Below are 16850 nucleotides of genomic sequence, written 5' to 3'. Positions count from 1 at the left end.
GAGAACCGGGGCCCGCGCGCTCTTCGCGGAAGACCCGCGGCCCTACGGTCACGTCATGCGAGGGGAAGGAAAGTCATGCGGGACGCGTACCACGAGGAGCTGGACTCGATCGGCGACAGCCTGGTCGAGATGGCCCGGCTCGTCGGCTCCGCGATCGGCCGCGCCACCACGGCGATGCTGGACGCGGACCTCAATCTCGCCGAGAGCGTGATCGCAGCGGACGAGAAGGTGGACAACCTCCAGCGCGATCTGGAGACCAAGGCCATAAACCTGCTGGCCCGGCAGCAGCCGGTCGCCACCGACCTGCGGATCGTCGTCACCTCGCTGCGGATGAGCGCCGACCTGGAGCGCTCCGGCGACCTGGCCCAGCACGTCGCCAAGGTCGCCCGGCTGCGCTACCCCGAGTCGGCCGTCCCGCGCGACCTGCACGCGACCATCCTGGAGATGGGCCAGCTCGCGCAGCGCCTGATGGCGAAGACGGGCGAGATCCTGATCACCAAGGACGTCGACCTGGCGCTCCAGCTGGAGCAGGACGACGACGCCATCGACCTCCTGCACCGCACCCTCTTCCAGCACCTGATGGACGACCGCTGGAAGCACGGCATCGAGACGGCCGTGGACGTCACCCTGCTGGGCCGCTACTACGAGCGCTTCGCCGACCACGCGGTCTCGGTCGCGCGCCGCGTCGTCTACCTGGTCACCGGCGACTACGCGGACGAGGTCGACCCGGCCACCGCCGCGGCCGCCTCGGCCGGCGCGTCCGGCGTGGAGGAGGCTCCGGCCGGGGACGCGTGACCGCGGGCGCGGGGCGCGGGCCCGGAGCGCGCGAGGGGCGCGGAGCGCCTGTCGGCCGGGCCGATGCGCCCCCGGTCCCCGAGCACGCGGTACGTGCCCCCGCACGCCGTTGACGCGCTCGGCGGTGCGGGCCGTCAATGGGTGGCGAGACGAGCCGGCGACAGCCGGCGCGACGCGGAGGAGGCACTCATGGCGGACTTCCCGACTCCACCCACCACGGCCGAGCACTCCGGCGAGAGGCCCTCGCTGCCCGTACTGGGGGCCTGCGGCTGCGGATCGGGGTGCTCGTGCGGCTGCCAGTCCGGCGGCTCCTGCCAGTGCGGCGGGAGCTGCTGACCCGTCGAAGCGACCACCGGTGCGCACGCCCGCACCGGAGCGGGGCCCGGCCGGACCACCGGCCGGGCCCCGCCGCGTACTCCGCCGCCGTACGGGTCCCGCGAGCCCCCGGACCGCCCCGGCGGGTGAGGGAGACGGGCAGCGGGGTAGTCGCCACGGAGCCACGGAGCCGGCCGGGTCCGGTTCCTTCCGACAGCGACGCCGACACGACGGAGGCAGCGGAGATGGCCCTCAACCCGAGGATCAGGGACCGCATGACCGGCACCACCCCGGCCGGGCAGGACACCGGGCAGGACAAGGGCGCCTGGCTCGCCGCACTGGAGCAGGGCTCGAACCTGCTCCAGTCCGCGACACCGCTGAAGGGCTTCGACGTCTACGTCGTCGGCTTCCACTGCGCCAAGGGCGAGCCGGACTTCCAGATGGAGGCCCACCACTACTGCCGCGTGGTCAACGACGACCTGCTGCAGTGCGTCCTGTTCGACGGCAACACCGGGGACGCGAACCTGATCGGCATCGAGTACATCGTCTCCGAGCGGCTGTTCGGGACCCTGCCCGAGGAGGAGCGGGCCTACTGGCACCCGCACAACTTCGAGGTGTTCTCCGGGCAGCTCGCCGCCCCCGGGCTCCCCCGCTCCGCGGAGACGGCGTTCATGAAGCAGCTGGTCAACTCCTATGGCAAGACCTGGCACACCTGGCACACCAGCGGCCACGGGCACGGCCACGGATCCGGCATGGACCTCCCCTACGGCGACCCCAAGCTCATGTGGTCTTTCAACCGCGAGGGCGAGTGCGACGAGGACCTCAAGCGGGACCGCGACCGGGCCATGGGTCTGGACGCCGAGGCCAACCGGGCCGACCGCCAGTCCTTCCTCGACCTGGCCCGCCCGCAGTGGGGCGTGGACACGATGAAGGACGACTTCTCCGGCACCACGCCCGTCCCCGGCGTCAGGGACGTCCGCGCGGCGTCCGACGGCGAAGCCGCCGCGCCCTGACGACCCGGCGCCCGGCCGTCCCGCCGCGGCTCCCGGAGCGGCCCGTCACAGGTCCTTGGCCGCCTCCTCCTCCTTCTCCGCCGTGCGCTGGAGGGTCCCGAGCACGGCGGCCGGGTCGCCGTCGGCCAGTACCGACTGACCGACGTAGAGGCCGATCTCCCGGCTGACCTTCGTCCAGGAGACCTTGTTGGAGGGGAAGAACTCCGCGGCCCCGAGCTGGTCCAGGAAGGGCCGCATCCGCTTGTGGCGCTTGTCGCCGCGCATCCGGTCCGAGGCGGACACCGTGACCGGCAGCGTGTGGTAGCGGTCGGCGAAGGCGAACTGGTTCTCCACGTCGTAGACGTGGTCGAGGAACGCGGCGACCGCCTCCCGGTTTCCCTCCCGGCGGAAGGCCAGCATCCAGCCCGCCGACGCGGTGGTGGTGTCCGACAGCCCGTCGCGGCCGGGCAGCGGGGCCGTCCCGTAGTCGGTCTTCTTCCGGTCGGCCTGCCGCGTCAGCGACAGATCCCCGTTGAGCATGCCGACGTGCCCGCCCGTGAACAGGTTGAACAGCCCCTGGCGGTTGGTGACGGCGGGGTTGGAGGTGGTCAGGCCCTGGTCGACGAGTTCGTCGCGCAGCCACCCCATGGCCTCGACGTTGGCCGGGTCGTTGATGGCGTACATGCCGCCGTCGCCGGTGTAGCCGCCGCCGTTGCCCAGCATCCAGGTCATCGCCTCGGTGGGCGCCTCCTCGCTGCCGAGCGGCAGTCCGTAGGGCACGTCCACACCGGCCGCCTTGAGCGCGACGGCGGCCTGCTTCAGCTCCTCCCAGGTCCGCGGCGGCTTCTCCGGGTCCAGACCGGCCTCGGCGAAGAGATCCCTGTTGTAGAAGAGGAGCTGGACGTCGGCGGTGAACGGCATCGCGTACCGCACCCGGCGCAGCTCGCCCGCCGTGCTGAGCGCGGAGACGAAGTCGGCCTGGACGGGGATGGACAGCACGTCGTCGGCCCGGTGGAGCCGCCCGGCCGCCGCGTGGTCGGCGAAGGAATCGATCTGCGCCAGGTCCGGTGCCCGGTCGTCCCCGACCATCTGCGCGACCTTCTGTTCGGCCTTCCCCGGGGGGTGGACGGACACCTTCACCCTGATGCCGGGGTTCTGCTTCTCGAACGAGGCGACCACCCCGTCCCAGTACTCCTGGGCCGGGTTGCTGCCCTCCAGGTCCCCGTGATCCGACGCGACCATCGTCAGGGTGACGTCACCGGTACGGGACGCCCCGCCCCCGCTGCCGCACCCGGTCGCCGTCAATGCGACAGATCCGGCCACCCCCGACGCCAGGCCCAGGAACCGTCTTCTTCGCATCCGTGCCACCCCTCACTTAACCGGTACTGCTCCCGCGTCGGCGTTCACTGAGAACCACGCCTGGAACCGATTCGGAAGCCGGAGCGCGGCACCCCCCTGGAAGCCACCGCAGGGTGGCTGAAAGGTAACGCTCAGTCCGTATCCCGACCACCCTTCCGAGCGGACCGATACGCAAACGAGTCCGAGTTCCCGGCTCCGCCGCCCGGAGGGCGGCGGGACGACGGGCCGCCAAGGGACCCGATCCGCCCCCGCCCCGGACCCCGTCACGGCCTCGACCCCGGCGAAGGGGCAAAAAGCGAAAAAACCGCCCTTAACCCCTTCCGCTTCACCGCAGAAGAGTTACCGTGGAATTGGACCTACGGGACGAGCGAGGGAGTTCGACCGGAGTAGCCGACTTGGGCGGAAAGCTTCGGCTTCCGCTGAGGCCGACGTCGACGGTCGGGCTGAGAGGCCTGAAGGTGGAGACACCGGAAGGCGACCTCCACAACCTGATCCGGACAATGCCGGCGCAGGGAGCCCGCCCCGTAGGTTCACCCATGTGACGGGCCGACCGATGCCACGCGGTGGAACCACCGCGTGGCATCGGTGCGTTGCGCGGTCCCGGACACCGCCCGGCTCCGGACGTCACGGGCTACAGCCCGCGCAGGGCCTCGGAGAGGTCTCCGCAGACGCTCCAGCGGTCGGCACCGCCGTCGTCGTTGAGGCAACCCATGTACCAGTCCTCGTCATCGACGGGTTTCACCAGGCACAGGGCGTGGAATCCCAGCACGATGTCGGGCCGCACCTCCTCGTCGGCATCGGCCCCCGCGGAGTCGCGCCACGTCACGCTCCGGGCAGTGTGGAGCGCGACCGCCTCCCGGCCCCCGGAGACGTCCCGGATCCGCTGGAGCGTCCGCCCCGCCGGGAGCCGCGCTTCTGCCATACGGCGGTGATCGCGGCTTTCCAGAACTTTCCGAGCGGATGTCGCCAGGACGACGGGGGTGGTGGGGGCGGTGGGGGCGGTGCGGCGGCTACGGACGGGAGCCGCCGCGCGGAACGGCGACGAGCCCCTGCCGGCGGCGGAGTCGCCGGCAGGGGCTCGTTCGTGCCGTACGGCTACTTCTTGCCCTGGTTCTTGACGGCCTCGATGGCGGCCTTGGCCGCGTCCGGGTCGAGGTAGGTGCCGCCCGGGTTGACCGGGTGGAAGTCGGCGTCCAGGTCGTAGCTCAGCGGGATGCCGGTGGGGATGTTCAGGCCCGCGATGTCGGCGTCGGAGACGTTGTCGAGGTGCTTGACCAGCGCGCGGAGGCTGTTGCCGTGCGCGGCGATCAGGACGGTGCGGCCGGTGATCAGGTCCGGGACGATCGAGTCGTACCAGTACGGCATCATCCGGATCACCACGTCCTTGAGGCACTCGGTGCGCGGACGCAGCTCGCTGGGGATCATCGCGTAGCGCGGGTCGTCGCTCTGCGACCACTCGGCGCCGTCCTCCAGGACCGGCGGCGGGGTGTCGTAGGAGCGGCGCCACCGCATGAACTGCTCTTCGCCGAACTCGTCGCGGATCTGCGCCTTGTTCTTGCCCTGGAGCGCGCCGTAGTGCCGCTCGTTGAGGCGCCAGGAGCGGCGGACGGGGATCCAGAGGCGGTCGGCGGTCTCCAGGGCGAGCTGCGCGGTGCGGATGGCGCGCTTCTGGACGGAGGTGTGCACGACGTCGGGGAGCAGGCCGGCGTCCTTGAGCAGCTCACCGCCGCGGGCCGCCTCCTTCTCGCCCTTCTCGGTCAGGTTGACGTCCACCCAGCCGGTGAACAGGTTCTTCGCGTTCCACTCGCTCTCGCCGTGGCGGAGGAGGATCAGCTTGTACGGTGCGTCGGCCATGGGCCCGAGCCTAATCGACGTCCGGTGGGCGGGCCGGGGGCGGCCGACTGGCGAGACACGGCCCCGGGCGGGCGTACGGGGGCGGCCGGTTGACGGTCCGCGTCAATTCGGTGGAGGGGCGGGACGGGACGTCCGTAGCGTGCGTGCTCCAGGGGCGGCCGTCACCGGCCGACGGGTTGTGGGAGGCGTACCGTGGTGCGGAGTCTGTCGGGGCTGCCCCGAGCGTTCTGGTGGCTGTGGACGAGCACGCTGGTCAACCGGCTCGGTGGCTTCGTCGCCACCTTCCTGGCGATGTACCTGACCGTCGAGCGCGGCCACTCCGCGACGTACGCCGGTCTGGTCGCCGCGTTGCACGGGCTGGGCGGGGTGGCCTCCTCCGTCGGGGCCGGGGTGCTGACCGACCGGCTGGGGCGGCGTCCGACTCTGCTGGCCTCACAGCTCGGTACGGCGTTCTCGGTGGCGCTGCTGGGCTTCATGGAGCATCCGGTCGCCATCGCGGCGGCCGCCTTCGCCGTCGGCACCACGAGCAACGCCTCGCGTCCGGCGGTGCAGGCGATGATCGCCGACATCGTGGCGCCCGAGGACCGGATGCGGGCGTTCTCGCTCAACTACTGGGCCATCAACCTCGGTTTCGCCGTCTCGGCCTCCGCCGCCGGGCTGATCGCCGAGCACGGCTACCTCCTGCTGTTCCTCGGCGAGGCGGCGCTGACGCTGGTGTGCGCGGTGCTCGTCTACGTCAAGCTCCCGGAGTCCCGGCCGGACGCGGGGGCGGGGACGGACGCGGTGGCGGGGCCGGACGCGGTGGCGGGGACGGACGCGGTGGCCGGGCGCGCCGGGAAGGGCGGAGAGGGCGGCAAGGGGGCGGCCGGGGTGTCCCTGGGGGACGTGCTGCGGGACGGGCCGTTCATGGCCGTGGTGGGGCTGAGCTTCCTGGTGTCGGTGCTGTTCATGCAGGCGTACGTGGCGCTGCCGCTGGACATGGCCGCCAAGGGGCTGGGCAGCTCCGACTACGGGCTGGCCATCGCGGCGAACGGCGTGCTGATCGTCGTCCTCCAGATCCCCGTCACCCGCCTCATCGAGCGCCGGGACCCTACCCGGCTGCTGGTGGTCTCCTCGCTGCTGGTGGGGGGCGGGATGGGGCTGACGGCGTTCGCCGGGTCGACGGGGACGTACGCGCTGGTCATCTGTGTGTGGACGCTCGGCGAGATCGTCAACGCGCCCGTCCAGACGGGGCTGGTGGCGCGGCTTTCCCCGGTGCACGGGCGGGGGCGGTACCAGGGGGTGTACACGCTCTCCTGGTCGCTGGCCGCGCTGGTCGCGCCGCTGGCGGCCGGGTCCGTGATCGACCGCTGGGGGGCGGGGACGCTGTGGGCGGCCTCGGCGGTGGTGGGCGCGGTCGCGGCGGCGGGTTATGTGCTGCTGGTGCGGGCCGCGGCCCGGCAGGGCGGCGGGGCCGCGGACGCGGAGGCGTCGGGCGCAGGGACGGCTGCGGCGAGTGACGCGGCGGACGGGGTCGGTTCGGCCGCGGGCCGATGAAGGGAGGGGCCGCCCCGGCAGCCCCCGTGGCGACACGCCGCCGCCCGCGGGCGGCGGCGTTTCGGGCGGTCCTGAGGCGGGTCAGGCGGTCCGTACGGCGTCCAGTGCCGCGCGGACGGCCGCCGTGGCGCCGGGGGCGAGCAGGACGGAGTAGTGGTTGGCTCCGGGCACGCACCGCACGGTCACACCGCTGCCATGCCCCGGGCCGAGACCGGCCGCGGCGAGGCGGTCCTCGTCGTACAGCCCCCGCGGCTCGTCCAGCATGCCGCGCTCGGCCCACAGCAGGGTCATGGGCACCCCGGCCGAGGCGGCGGTCCGTACCGCCGCGAGGGTCTCCGGGCCGGCCAGGACGTCCGCCCCGTCGGCCCGTACCGCCTCCAGTACGCAGCTGCTGCGCAGTTCCGGTTCCCGTCCCACCAGATCGCGGTCGACATAGGCCTGGACGTCGTCGTTCCAGTGCGGGCCCAGGGCCGGGTGCTCGCGGAAGAAGGCGCGGTACGCCTCCCGGTCGGGGAAGGTCATCGACAGCCGCCGCATCGCCGGGCCGATGACGGCCTCCAGCAGCTCGTCGATGTCCGTCCCCCCGGGGGCGGGGAAGCCCACGCCGCCGTCCACCAGCACCACGCCCGCGATCCGGTCCGGGTGGCGGGCGGCCGTCAGCGCGGCGACGAAGGCGCCCATGGAGTGGCCGACCAGCACCACGCGTTCCCGTCCCAGGTGGTCCAGGAGGGCGATGACGTCCTCGGTGTGGGCGGCGAGCCCGTACGGCCCCGGGAGCGCGGCGCTGCGCGCCCGGCCTCGCAGGTCGGGGGCGTACAGCGGGGTGCCCTCGCCCAGGGCGGCGGCCAGGGGCGCGAAGGAGCGGCCGTTGGCGGTGATGCCGTGCAGGGCGATCACCGGCTCCCCGGTGCCGGGCCACCGGGAGACGGCCAGTTCCCCTCCACGCACCGGGACGGCCGTCTCCTCCGCGGTGCGTCCGGTGCGCCGGGTGCGTCCGGTCGTCGTCGGGTCCGTCGTCGGGTCCGTCGTCGGGTCCGTCATCGGGCCTCCTCTCCTCTCCGCCAGGTCAGCGAGCGCCGTATCGACGCGATGCCGCCCGGTGCCGCGTACACGGCGATCACGAACAGCGTGCCGAGGACGACCATCGGCTCCGACAGCGGCGCGCGCAGGATACCCGGCAGCCCGTGCACCAGGTCCGAGCTCGCCAGCACCGCCAGCCGCTGGTCGAGGAAGGTGAACAGCACGCCGCCGATCAGCGGGCCCCAGCGGGTGCCGCTGCCGCCCAGGACGACCATCACCAGCAGGGTGAGGGTGAACTCCGGGGTGCTGGAGCGCGGGGTGGCGCCCGCCGTGACCAGCAGGTGCGTCGCACCGCCCAGCACGCCGAGGGCGGAGGCCAGGACGAAGACGCCGAGCTTGTGGCGGAACGGGTCGTAGCCGAGGACGGAGACCCTTTGCTCGTTGTCGCGGATGCCCTGCCAGACCCTGCCGACCGGCCGGGAAACGGCCGTCCACACCACTGCGGCCGTCAGGGCGAGGTAGGCCAGGGCCAGCCAGTAGACGTTGGCGGTGTTCTCCACGCCGACCAGCGCGTCCGGCACCCCTCCGGTGTGCAGCGGCAGGCCCTCCTCGCCGCCGGTGAGGCCGCCCGGGTTGCGCTGCACCCAGATCGATCCGGCCTGGGCGAAGGCGAGGGTGACCATGGCGAAGCCGATGCCGCCCAGGGCCAGCCCGCGCAGCGAGACGGCGCCCAGGAGGACGGCGGCTGCCGTGCCGCCCGCCAGGGCCAGGCCGACGGCGGGGAGGAGGCCCAGGCCCAGTTCGGTCATGGCGAGCTGGGTGCCGTACGCGCCGCCGGCGACGTAGAGGGCGTGACCGAAGGAGAGCAGGCCGGTGCGGCCGAACATCAGGTCGTAGCCGAGCGCGAGTCCGCCGAACACCAGGCACAGGGCGAGCAGTTGGAGCGATCCGGGCGAGTTGACCGGGCCGTCGAGCAGTACCGGGATCTCCAGGGCGGAGTACGGCAGCAGGGCCAGGGCCGCCAGTACGGCGGCCGGTGCGGCCAACCCCCGCCGGCGGCGGGCGGGCCGGGCGGCGGGGCCTTTGGACCCGGCGGGTCCGGTGGTGGGCGCGGGCCGCTCGCCGGAGGAGTGCGGTGCGGCGGCCTTGGCGGCCGGGGAGGCTGTCATGCGACTCCTCCTGCGAGTCGGGGTGCGGGGCGGGCGAGGACGACGGCCGCGAGCAGTACGACGACGGCGAAGTCGCCGTAGCCGTCGACGTAGTAGTTGGCGTACTGCTGCACCAGGCCGACGGCGAGCGCGGAGAGTGCCACGCCGGGGATGGAGCCCATGCCGCCGATGACCACCACGACGAAGGCGAACACCAGCAGCGAGGTGCCCTGGTGGGGTGAGAGCGAGCCGAAGTAGAGCCCGCCGAGTACGCCCGCCAGTCCGGCGAGGGCGCCGCCGATGGCGAAGACGAGGGTGAAGGCGCGGGTGACGTCGATGCCCAGGGCGGTGACCATCGCCCGGTCCTCCACGCCCGCCCGCACGATCAGTCCGTAGCGGGTGCGGGACAGGAAGAGGTTGACGGCCGCCAGCACCGCGAGGGCCACCGCGATCAGCACGAAGCGGCTGACCGGCACCTGCGCGCCCAGCACCGAGACCGTGCCCGACAGCGCGTCGGGGACGGGGAAGGGGCGGGAGTCCGCGCCCCAGACGGCCTGGACGAGCGCGGGGACGGCCAGCGAGAGGCCGACGGTGACCAGGATCTGCTCGCGCGGACGGCCGTAGAGGCGGCGGATGAGGACGAGTTCGACGACGATCGCCAGCAGCGCGCCGGTGGCGGTGCCGACCAGCGCGGCCAGCGCCAGGCCGCCCGTGCCGCCGACGGTCTCGGCGGTGCGCCAGGCCGCGTACGCCGAGACGGTGAGGAAGGCGCCGTGGGCGAAGTTGAGGACGTCCATCAGGCCGAAGATCAGGGCGAGGCCGGAGGCGATGAGGAAGTACAGGGCGCCCAGGCCCAGTCCGGTGAGGGTGAGCAGGACCAGCGTGCTCATCAGGTGGCCTCCTTGGTCGCGTGCTCGCGCTGTTCCCGCGCCTCGGACCGCGCCCCGGGCTGCGCCCCGGCCTGCCCGGACCGCTCGTGGCGGCCGACGCCGAGCAGGCTCGTGGTGCGCTCGCGGTCGGCGAGGAGTTCGGCCGCGTCGCCGGTGTGGACGGTGCGGCCCGCGTCCAGCACCACGGCGTCGCGCGCCAGGCGGCGTACGACGGCCAGGTTCTGTTCGACCAGCAGCACGGGGACGCGTTCGGCGGCGCGCTGGAGCACCTCGGCGACCTCGGTGACGACGCGGGGCGCCAGCCCCTTGGTCGGCTCGTCGACGATGACCAGGCGGTTGTCGTTGAGCAGGGCGCGGGCGAGGGCGACCATCTGCTGCTGACCGCCCGAGAGGGTGCCCGCCCGCTGCGCGCGCCGGGTCTTCAGCTCGGGGAAGAGGTCGTGGACGAGGTCGTAGTGGTGGGGGCCGCCGGCGCGTTCGGCGAGGGTGAGGTTCTCGGCGACGGTGAGGGTGCCGAACACCCCGCGGTCCTCGGGCACGTAGCCGATGCCGCGCCGTACCACGGTGTGGGTGCGGTGGCCGGTGACGTCCTCGCCGTCCAGGCGGACGGTGCCGCCGGTGACCTCGCCCTCCTCGGGCAGCAGGCCCAGCACGGCGCGGACGGTGGTGGTCTTGCCCACACCGTTGCGGCCCAGCAGGGCGGTGGTGCCGGTGGGGGCGACGTCGAAGCCGACGCCCTGGAGGATGCTGGACTGGCCGATGCGCACCCGCAGGTCGCGCACGGACAGGATGGGCGGCGGGCTCTCGTGCCCGGCCGGTGTGCTCACAGTTCCTCCCCCACGTACGCCTCCTGGACGGTCGGGTCGGCCATCACCGCGTCGGGGGTGCCGGTGGCCAGCAGGGTGCCGTGGTGCATCACGGCCACCCGGTCGGCCAGGCCGAGCAGGATGTCCATGTGGTGCTCGACCATCAGCACGGTGCGGCCCTCGGTGCGGTGGAGGGTGCGGACGACATCGGTCAGCTCTCCGACCTCCTCGGCGGCGACGCCCGCCATGGGCTCGTCCAGGAGCATCAGACGGGGCCCGCCGGGTGAGGAGCCGCCCCGCGCGAGGGTGGGGGCGAGCAGCACGGCGAGCTCCAGCTTGCGCTTGTCGCCGTGGGACAGGCCTCCGGCGAGGTCGCCGGCGCGGTGGGCGAGCCGTACGCGCTCCAGTACGCCCCGCACGCCCTCCCCGTCCTCCGCGACCCGCTTCGCGCCGGCCGCGCGGGCGGCCAGGGCGACGTGCTCGGCCACGGTCATGGTCGGGAAGACGGAGGAGGACTGGAAGGTGCGGCCCAGCCCGCGGCGGGCGCGGCGGTGGGGCGGCAGGCCGGTGATGTCGGCGCCGTCCAGGCGGACGGCGCCCGCGGTGGGGCGGGTGATGCCGGAGACGAGGTTGAACAGGGAGGTCTTGCCGGCGCCGTTGGGGCCGATGACGGCGACGAACTCACCTTCCTCCACAGCCAGTTCGATCCCGTCGACGATGGTCGCCGCACCGACGGACCAGCTCAGTCCGCTCAGTTCGAGGACAGGTGCCACAGCCGTCAGCCGATCTTCTTCTCGGCGGGGGCGACCCCCTGCGCGTCGGCGGTGAGGACCACCTTCGGCGTGTCGCCGTCGAACTCCGCCTGGAACATGGGCTGGAGCAGGGCGTGGTCACTCGCGCGGACGGTGTTCTCGCCCTTGACGCCCGCGAAGGTGTGGCCCTCCAGGGCCTCGACCATGGCGTCGGTGTCGCCGTCGGCTCCGGCCTCGCGGACGGCCTGGGCGACCATCTGTGCGGCGTTGAAGCCGTCGGGGGTGAACAGGTCGGTCTTCCAGCCCTTCTTCCCGAAGTACTCCTCGACGGCCTCCGCCTCGGGGGTGTCGATGGCGCCGGGCACGTAGTGGGCCAGGAGGGTGACCTTGTCGCGGGCCCTGCCGAAGACGGGGTAGCTGGCACGGCTGTCGAGTCCGGTGACGACGGTGGCGGCGTCGAGCACGCCCTGCTGGTCGAGGGTGGTCCACATCGACTGGGCGGTGTCGCCGGCCCAGGCGACGAAGACCATGTCGGGCTTCGCGGCCTTGACCTTGGTGGCGGTCGGGGTGAGGTCGGTGGCGCTGGGCGGGGCGAGGACGGAGTCCACGGTGGTGCCGCCGGTGCCGAGCACGCTCTCGACGGCGGCGACGTTGGCCTGGCCGAAGGCGTTGTCCTGGGCGAGGACGACGACCTTCTTCCCCTTGCCGCCCTCGCCGCTCCCGCCGCCCTCGCCGTCGTCCTGCTTCATGAGGATCTGCTGGGCGGTGGCCACGTCCTGGAAGGTCTGGCGCCCGGAGCGGAAGGTGTACTTGTTGGCGCCGGTGAGGGCGTCGGTGGCGGCGGGGCCGGAGATGTAGAGGATCTTGTTCTGGGCCGCGACCGGCGCGATCTGGGTGGCGACGCCGGAGGCGGCCGTGCCGGCGATGATCCGCACGCCCTGGCCGGCGCTCTTCTTGGCCAGCGAGACGCCCTTGGCGGGGTCGCCGCCGTCGTCGTACCTGCTGACCTTGATCTCGACGCCGTCGATCCTGCCCGTGCCGCCGGTGGCGTGGTCGAGCCCCGCCTCGAAGCCCTGGAGGTACTGCTCGCCGTAGGAGGCCAGCGGGCCGCTGGTGGAGGTGATCAGGGCGACCTCGACCTCCTTCGCTCCCCCGTCGCCGGACGCGGTGGAGCCGGGGCTGGAGCAGGAGGTGGCGAGTGCGGCTGCCACGGCTGCCGCGGCGAGGGAGGTGATGGCGGGTCTGCGCATGGCGGGAGGGCTCCTCGGCGGATCGTGTACGGGCGGCCACCGGTGGGTGGCCGGCTCGCGGTGGTGATGCCTGGCAGCGTCCGCCCCACCCGCATCCACCGGCAATGTCCGTGCCGTACACAGGAAGGCCCCGGCGCATGGGCTGTGGCCACATGTGCGCCGGGGCGTCCCGCTCGCGCGGTGCGGCCCCGCCGGACCGCCCGCCGTTCCGCCTGCCCGCCCGTCCGCTCACTCGTCGCGCAGCAGGTGCGCGAAAGCCTCCAGGTTGCGCGTGGACTCGCCGCGGGAGGTCCGCCAGGCGTACTCCTTGCGGATGGAGGTGGCGAAGCCCATCTCCAGCAGGGTGTTGAACGCCCCGTCGGCGTTCTCCACGACCACGCCGAGCAGCCGGTCCACCTCCTCGGGGGTGACGGCCGGCAGCGGCAGCTTCCCCACCAGATAGACGTCGCCGAGGCTGTCGAGGGCGTAGCCCAGGCCGTACAGGCGGGTGTTGCGCTCCAGCAGCCAGCGGTGGACCTCGGCGTGGTTCTCGTCCGGGCGGCGGACGACGAAGGCGTTGACGGACAGGGAGTGTCTGCCGACGATCAGGGAGCAGGTCGTGGAGAGCTTGCGGGTGCCCGGCAGTGTGACGACGTAGTTGCCGTCGGACGGGCTCTCCCACTCCAGTTCGGCCTCGCGCAGCGTCCGCTCGATGGCGGCCCTGGCCCTCGCGGTCGCCTCGCCGCCGCTGTTGCCGCCGCCGCTGTTGTCGCGCTTGTCACCCATGCGCCGATCGTAGGTGACGGCGGCGTCCGGTCATCGCCTCGGCGTACACCTCGGCGGTGGTGGCGGCGGCGGTGTCCCAGCCGAAACCGCTCGCGTGGCGGGCGGCGGCCTCGCCCATACGGGCCGCCAGCTCGCGGCCGTCGATCAGATACCGCAGCGCCCGCGCGTAGCCGGCCGGCTCGTGGCCGTCCACGAGGAAGCCGCTGACCCCGTCGCGCACCGCCACCGGCAGTCCGCCGACGGACGCGGCGACGACGGGGGTGCCGCACGCCTGCGCCTCGACGGCGACCAGGCCGAAGGACTCGCTGTGGGAGGGCATCACCAGCACGCTCGCCGCGCGGTACCAGTCGGCGAGGAGCTCCTGGCCCACCGGCGGGTGGAAGCGCACCACGTCGGTGATGCCGAGGCGGGCGGCGAGCTTCTGGAGCTGTTCGGGCTTGGCCAGCCCGCTGCCGCTGGGCCCGCCGACGACGGGGACGACGAGGCGTTCGCGCAGGGAGGGGTCCTCGTCCAGCAGCAGACGGGTGGCGCGCAGCAGGACGTCGGGGGCCTTGAGCGGCTGTATCCGCCCGGCGAACAGGGGTATGAAGGCGTCCTGCGGCAGGCCCAGGCGGGCGCGGGCGGCGGCGCGGCCGTCGGCGGGCCGGAAGCGGTCGAGGTTGACGCCGGGGTGGACGACGGCCGTGCGGGCGGGGTCGGCGCCGTAGTGGTGGACGAGCTCGCCCGCCTCCTCGGCGGTGTTGGCGATGAGCCGGTCGGCGGCCCGCACTATCTGCGTCTCACCGATGACGCGGGCGGCGGGCTCGGGGGTGTCGCCCTCGGCCAGGGCGGCGTTCTTGACCTTGGCCATGGTGTGCATGGCGTGCACCAGGGGGACGCCCCAGCGCTCGGCGGCGAGCCAGCCGACGTGGCCGGAGAGCCAGTAGTGGGAGTGGACCAGGTCGTAGTGGCCGGGCCGGTGGCGGGCCCAGGCGCGCATCACTCCGTGGGTGAAGGCGCACAGCTGGGCGGGCAGGTCCTCCTTGGCGAGCCCCTCGTAGGGGCCGGCGTCCACGTGCCGCACCAGTACGCCGGGGGCGAGCTCGACGGCGGGCGGGAGGGCCGCGGCGGTGGCGCGGGTGAAGATCTCCACCTCGGTGCCCTGGGCGGCGAGCTGCCTGGCCAGCTCCACGATGTAGACGTTCATGCCGCCGGCGTCGCCGGTGCCGGGCTGGTGCAGCGGCGAGGTGTGGACGCTGAGCATGGCCACGCGGCGGGGCCGTCGCGTGAACCGGTGCAGCCGCCGACCGAGCCTGGTGGGGTGCGGGCTCACCTGCGCTGCCTCCTCCGGGATGGGACGCCGAGCGACCGTCCGCTCTCTCGGGTCGTCAACACCGGCGGGGGCCGTTCCCTTCCCGCGCCCGCCCGCTTTGCCAAAACGTGACGCGACGGCTCGGCGCGGGCACCGGCGGTCACCCGCACGGCAGGCGGAGCACGCCGGTGCGCGGCACCTCGCCGGCCCTCTCGCCAACCCTCTCGCCGGGCGTCCGGCCCTCTCGCCGGCGTCTTCGGATCCCATCCCGCCAAGCCGGCGAGAACCCGTGGTCACGCGCCTGCGCCTCCACGACCACGTGATCATCCCCGGGTGGTGCGTTGATCGTTCGAAGGTGCCGCCGTCCGCCGACACCGCGAACTGGTGGCGGCGGGCGATTGACATCACCGGCGCGTCGATCGTCGTGATCCCGGTGTTGGTCATGGCGTACCGCGCGATGCAAGGCTTGGGGCCTCGTCCTCCCGGCGATCTGGCGCGTCACGAGATGAGAGGCGTTCTTCCCATGGACCTCTTCAGGACGACGAACGGTCCGGTCCGAGGTTTTCGGGCCTCCGCCGAAGTCGTGGCCGTCCTCGGCATCCCTTACGCCGCGCCGCCGTTCGGCGCCAACCGGTTCCGGGAACCGCTCCCGGCACCGGCATGGACCGGAGTACGGGACTGCACGGCCTTCGGCCCCATCGCCCCGCAGTCGGCGCAGCTGCCCGGCTCACCGGTGTGGTCGGCCGGCGACGAGGACGTCCTCACCCTCAACATATGGACCCCGGCCCCCGAGGGCGGCCGTCTGCCTGTCCTGGTCTGGATCCACGGCGGTGCCTACACCTTCGGTTCCTCGGCTCAGCCCGACTTCGACGGCACCGCGCTGGCTCGCGCCGATCTGGTCGTGGTCACCCTCAACTACCGGCTCGGTTTCGAGGGCTTCGGCCACATCCCCGACGCGGAAGCGACCGCCTACCCGGACAACCGGGGCCTGCTCGACCAAGTCGCAGCCCTGCGCTGGGTCCGTGAGAACATCGCCGCCTTCGGCGGTGATCCCGGCAACGTCACGGTCGCCGGCCAGTCCTCGGGAGCCTCTTCGGTCGCGTGCCTGATGGTGATGGACCGCGCCCGGGGTTTGTTCCACCGCGCCATCGCCCACAGCGCCGCCAGTCCCTGCTACACACACGAGATCGCGGCGGCGACCACCCGCGAGATCGCCGCCGCGGCGGGCTGCCCCGCCACGGTGGAGGGCCTGACGTCTGTGACTCCGCACGCCCTGGTCGCCGCCTCCGACCAAGTGGTCGACGACTACCGGCGGGATCCCGCCTCCGGGTCCCGCCACTACGACCCCTCGCTCTACGCTCCCGTCCTCGACGGCGGTGTCCTGCCCGCCGACCCCCTCACCGGGATGGCCGCCGGTGCGACCCGGGGAGTGGACCTGCTGGTCTGCCACACCACGGAGGAGTACTGGCTGCTCGACGCCGTCGGCAGCAGCGCCAGGGTCACCACTGACGAACAGCTGGCTGTCTTCGCCGAAGGCTTCGGCCTCCCCGACGGTCTGGTGGCCGGCTACCGCGCCGCGATGCCCCACCACGCCCCGGTGCTCGACGTCTACCTCGCCGTCTTCGGGGATCTGCTGTTCGGCGAGTACAGCAATCGGCTCGCCGAGATTCACGCCCGAGCCGGTGGCAGGGCGTTCCTGTCGCGGTTCGATCGTCGGCGCACCGGCCCGCACGGGGCCGTCCGGGCCTGGCACTGTGCGGACATCCCCTTCGCCTTCGGCAACCTCGACACCGACTGCCTGGCTTTCCTCATCGGCGGCGCGCCCACACCCGCGGATCACGGACTGGCGCGCCGCATGATGCGCGCGTGGGCCGATTTCGCCGCCACCGGAGACCCGGGCTGGCCGTCGGTCGACGAATCCACCGTCCAGGCGAGGATATGGAGCACCGACGACGACCCCGTCGACGACAGAGCCGCCGCCATCCGTGCTCTTTGGGCCAGGGCCGACTTTCCGGTCCTGCGTCCGTGAGGGCGGCGAGGCCTCGTGACCTCGGGCGGCAGCGGTAACCGCGCCCCG

At 73.1% G+C, this 16850-nt stretch carries 16 protein-coding genes; 4 read left to right on the top strand and 12 right to left on the bottom strand.

What is annotated here, in order from left to right:
* The first annotated feature begins 75 nt into the window (after window positions 1-75).
* Window positions 76-795, top strand: a complete 720-nt coding sequence (phoU, locus tag ACW69E_RS04340; RefSeq protein WP_457496830.1) for a phosphate signaling complex protein PhoU — start codon at window positions 76-78, stop codon at window positions 793-795.
* A 134-nt stretch (window positions 796-929) separates the two neighbouring features.
* Here phoU and ACW69E_RS04335 read toward each other — a convergent pair whose 3' ends face one another.
* Complete coding sequence (locus ACW69E_RS04335) at window positions 930-1148, bottom strand: hypothetical protein (RefSeq protein WP_457497003.1); 219 nt, start codon at window positions 1146-1148, stop codon at window positions 930-932.
* A gap of 237 nt (window positions 1149-1385) precedes the next feature.
* Between ACW69E_RS04335 and ACW69E_RS04330 the strand changes: the two genes are divergently transcribed.
* The gene (locus tag ACW69E_RS04330) at window positions 1386-2123 is read left to right on the top strand and encodes an OBAP family protein (protein ID WP_457496829.1); all 738 of its coding nucleotides are present in this window, start codon (window positions 1386-1388) and stop codon (window positions 2121-2123) included.
* A 45-nt stretch (window positions 2124-2168) separates the two neighbouring features.
* Here ACW69E_RS04330 and ACW69E_RS04325 read toward each other — a convergent pair whose 3' ends face one another.
* The 3 genes from ACW69E_RS04325 to ACW69E_RS04315 form a co-directional block, all read right to left on the bottom strand.
* Window positions 2169-3344: an extracellular solute-binding protein gene (locus ACW69E_RS04325; RefSeq protein WP_457496828.1), complete on the bottom strand. Its 1176-nt coding sequence runs from the start codon at window positions 3342-3344 to the stop codon at window positions 2169-2171.
* A gap of 748 nt (window positions 3345-4092) precedes the next feature.
* Window positions 4093-4383, bottom strand: a complete 291-nt coding sequence (locus tag ACW69E_RS04320) for a hypothetical protein (RefSeq protein WP_457496827.1) — start codon at window positions 4381-4383, stop codon at window positions 4093-4095.
* Between the two features lie 173 nt (window positions 4384-4556).
* A complete protein-coding gene (locus ACW69E_RS04315) occupies window positions 4557-5315 on the bottom strand; it encodes a phosphoglyceromutase (protein WP_457496826.1) in 759 nt (252 codons plus the stop codon).
* Between the two features lie 192 nt (window positions 5316-5507).
* On the opposite strand from ACW69E_RS04315, the gene ACW69E_RS04310 reads away from it, so the two are divergent.
* Window positions 5508-6851 (top strand): MDR family MFS transporter, encoded by a 1344-nt coding sequence (locus ACW69E_RS04310; RefSeq protein WP_457496825.1) that lies wholly within the window; start codon window positions 5508-5510, stop codon window positions 6849-6851.
* An 81-nt stretch (window positions 6852-6932) separates the two neighbouring features.
* Here ACW69E_RS04310 and ACW69E_RS04305 read toward each other — a convergent pair whose 3' ends face one another.
* The 8 genes from ACW69E_RS04305 to mshA form a co-directional block, all read right to left on the bottom strand.
* Window positions 6933-7892, bottom strand: coding sequence for an alpha/beta fold hydrolase (locus ACW69E_RS04305; protein ID WP_457496824.1), 960 nt, complete (start codon window positions 7890-7892; stop codon window positions 6933-6935).
* Complete coding sequence (locus ACW69E_RS04300; protein ID WP_457496823.1) at window positions 7889-9040, bottom strand: branched-chain amino acid ABC transporter permease; 1152 nt, start codon at window positions 9038-9040, stop codon at window positions 7889-7891. Before ACW69E_RS04300 ends, ACW69E_RS04305 begins: the two co-directional genes overlap by 4 nt.
* The gene (locus ACW69E_RS04295) at window positions 9037-9909 is read right to left on the bottom strand and encodes a branched-chain amino acid ABC transporter permease (protein WP_457496822.1); all 873 of its coding nucleotides are present in this window, start codon (window positions 9907-9909) and stop codon (window positions 9037-9039) included. Before ACW69E_RS04295 ends, ACW69E_RS04300 begins: the two co-directional genes overlap by 4 nt.
* Window positions 9909-10736: an ABC transporter ATP-binding protein gene (locus tag ACW69E_RS04290; protein ID WP_457496821.1), complete on the bottom strand. Its 828-nt coding sequence runs from the start codon at window positions 10734-10736 to the stop codon at window positions 9909-9911. The genes ACW69E_RS04295 and ACW69E_RS04290 overlap by 1 nt, the downstream gene beginning before the upstream one ends.
* Window positions 10733-11488, bottom strand: a complete 756-nt coding sequence (locus tag ACW69E_RS04285; RefSeq protein WP_457496820.1) for an ABC transporter ATP-binding protein — start codon at window positions 11486-11488, stop codon at window positions 10733-10735. Before ACW69E_RS04285 ends, ACW69E_RS04290 begins: the two co-directional genes overlap by 4 nt.
* 5 nt (window positions 11489-11493) lie before the next feature.
* Window positions 11494-12717 carry a substrate-binding domain-containing protein gene (locus ACW69E_RS04280; RefSeq protein WP_457496819.1) on the bottom strand — a complete coding sequence of 408 codons (1224 nt, stop codon included), beginning with the start codon at window positions 12715-12717 and terminating at the stop codon, window positions 11494-11496.
* Window positions 12718-12945: 228 nt separating this feature from the next.
* A complete protein-coding gene (locus tag ACW69E_RS04275; RefSeq protein ID WP_457496818.1) occupies window positions 12946-13482 on the bottom strand; it encodes a YbjN domain-containing protein in 537 nt (178 codons plus the stop codon).
* Entirely contained in the window at window positions 13475-14794 is a 1320-nt protein-coding gene (gene mshA / locus ACW69E_RS04270) for a D-inositol-3-phosphate glycosyltransferase (RefSeq protein ID WP_457496817.1), read from the bottom strand. The genes ACW69E_RS04275 and mshA overlap by 8 nt, the downstream gene beginning before the upstream one ends.
* Window positions 14795-15296: 502 nt before the next feature.
* Between mshA and ACW69E_RS04265 the strand changes: the two genes are divergently transcribed.
* On the top strand, window positions 15297-16802 hold the full coding sequence (locus tag ACW69E_RS04265) for a carboxylesterase/lipase family protein (RefSeq protein WP_457496816.1): 1506 nt from the start codon (window positions 15297-15299) through the stop codon (window positions 16800-16802).
* Window positions 16803-16850: the final 48 nt, after the last annotated feature.

This window comes from Streptomyces sp. SS8 (genome assembly GCF_054072955.1).
The sequence above is the reverse complement of the archived record's forward strand: the minus strand, read 5'-3'. Positions and strand labels throughout refer to the sequence as shown.

Excerpts from the sequence above, each read along its gene's own strand:
- ACW69E_RS04325 (WP_457496828.1), bottom strand. The coding sequence starts at position 3,344 with ATGGTCGCGTCGGATCACGGGGACCTGGAGGGCAGCAACCCGGCCCAG.
- ACW69E_RS04275 (WP_457496818.1), bottom strand. The coding sequence starts at position 13,482 with ATGGGTGACAAGCGCGACAACAGCGGCGGCGGCAACAGCGGCGGCGAG.
- ACW69E_RS04300 (WP_457496823.1), bottom strand. The coding sequence starts at position 9,040 with ATGACAGCCTCCCCGGCCGCCAAGGCCGCCGCACCGCACTCCTCCGGC.
- ACW69E_RS04305 (WP_457496824.1), bottom strand. The coding sequence starts at position 7,892 with ATGACGGACCCGACGACGGACCCGACGACGGACCCGACGACGACCGGA.
- ACW69E_RS04330 (WP_457496829.1), top strand. The coding sequence starts at position 1,386 with ATGACCGGCACCACCCCGGCCGGGCAGGACACCGGGCAGGACAAGGGC.
- ACW69E_RS04280 (WP_457496819.1), bottom strand. The coding sequence starts at position 12,717 with ATGCGCAGACCCGCCATCACCTCCCTCGCCGCGGCAGCCGTGGCAGCC.
- ACW69E_RS04295 (WP_457496822.1), bottom strand. The coding sequence starts at position 9,909 with ATGAGCACGCTGGTCCTGCTCACCCTCACCGGACTGGGCCTGGGCGCC.
- ACW69E_RS04320 (WP_457496827.1), bottom strand. The coding sequence starts at position 4,383 with ATGGCAGAAGCGCGGCTCCCGGCGGGGCGGACGCTCCAGCGGATCCGG.
- phoU (WP_457496830.1), top strand. The coding sequence starts at position 76 with ATGCGGGACGCGTACCACGAGGAGCTGGACTCGATCGGCGACAGCCTG.
- ACW69E_RS04315 (WP_457496826.1), bottom strand. The coding sequence starts at position 5,315 with ATGGCCGACGCACCGTACAAGCTGATCCTCCTCCGCCACGGCGAGAGC.
- ACW69E_RS04265 (WP_457496816.1), top strand. The coding sequence starts at position 15,297 with ATGGACCTCTTCAGGACGACGAACGGTCCGGTCCGAGGTTTTCGGGCC.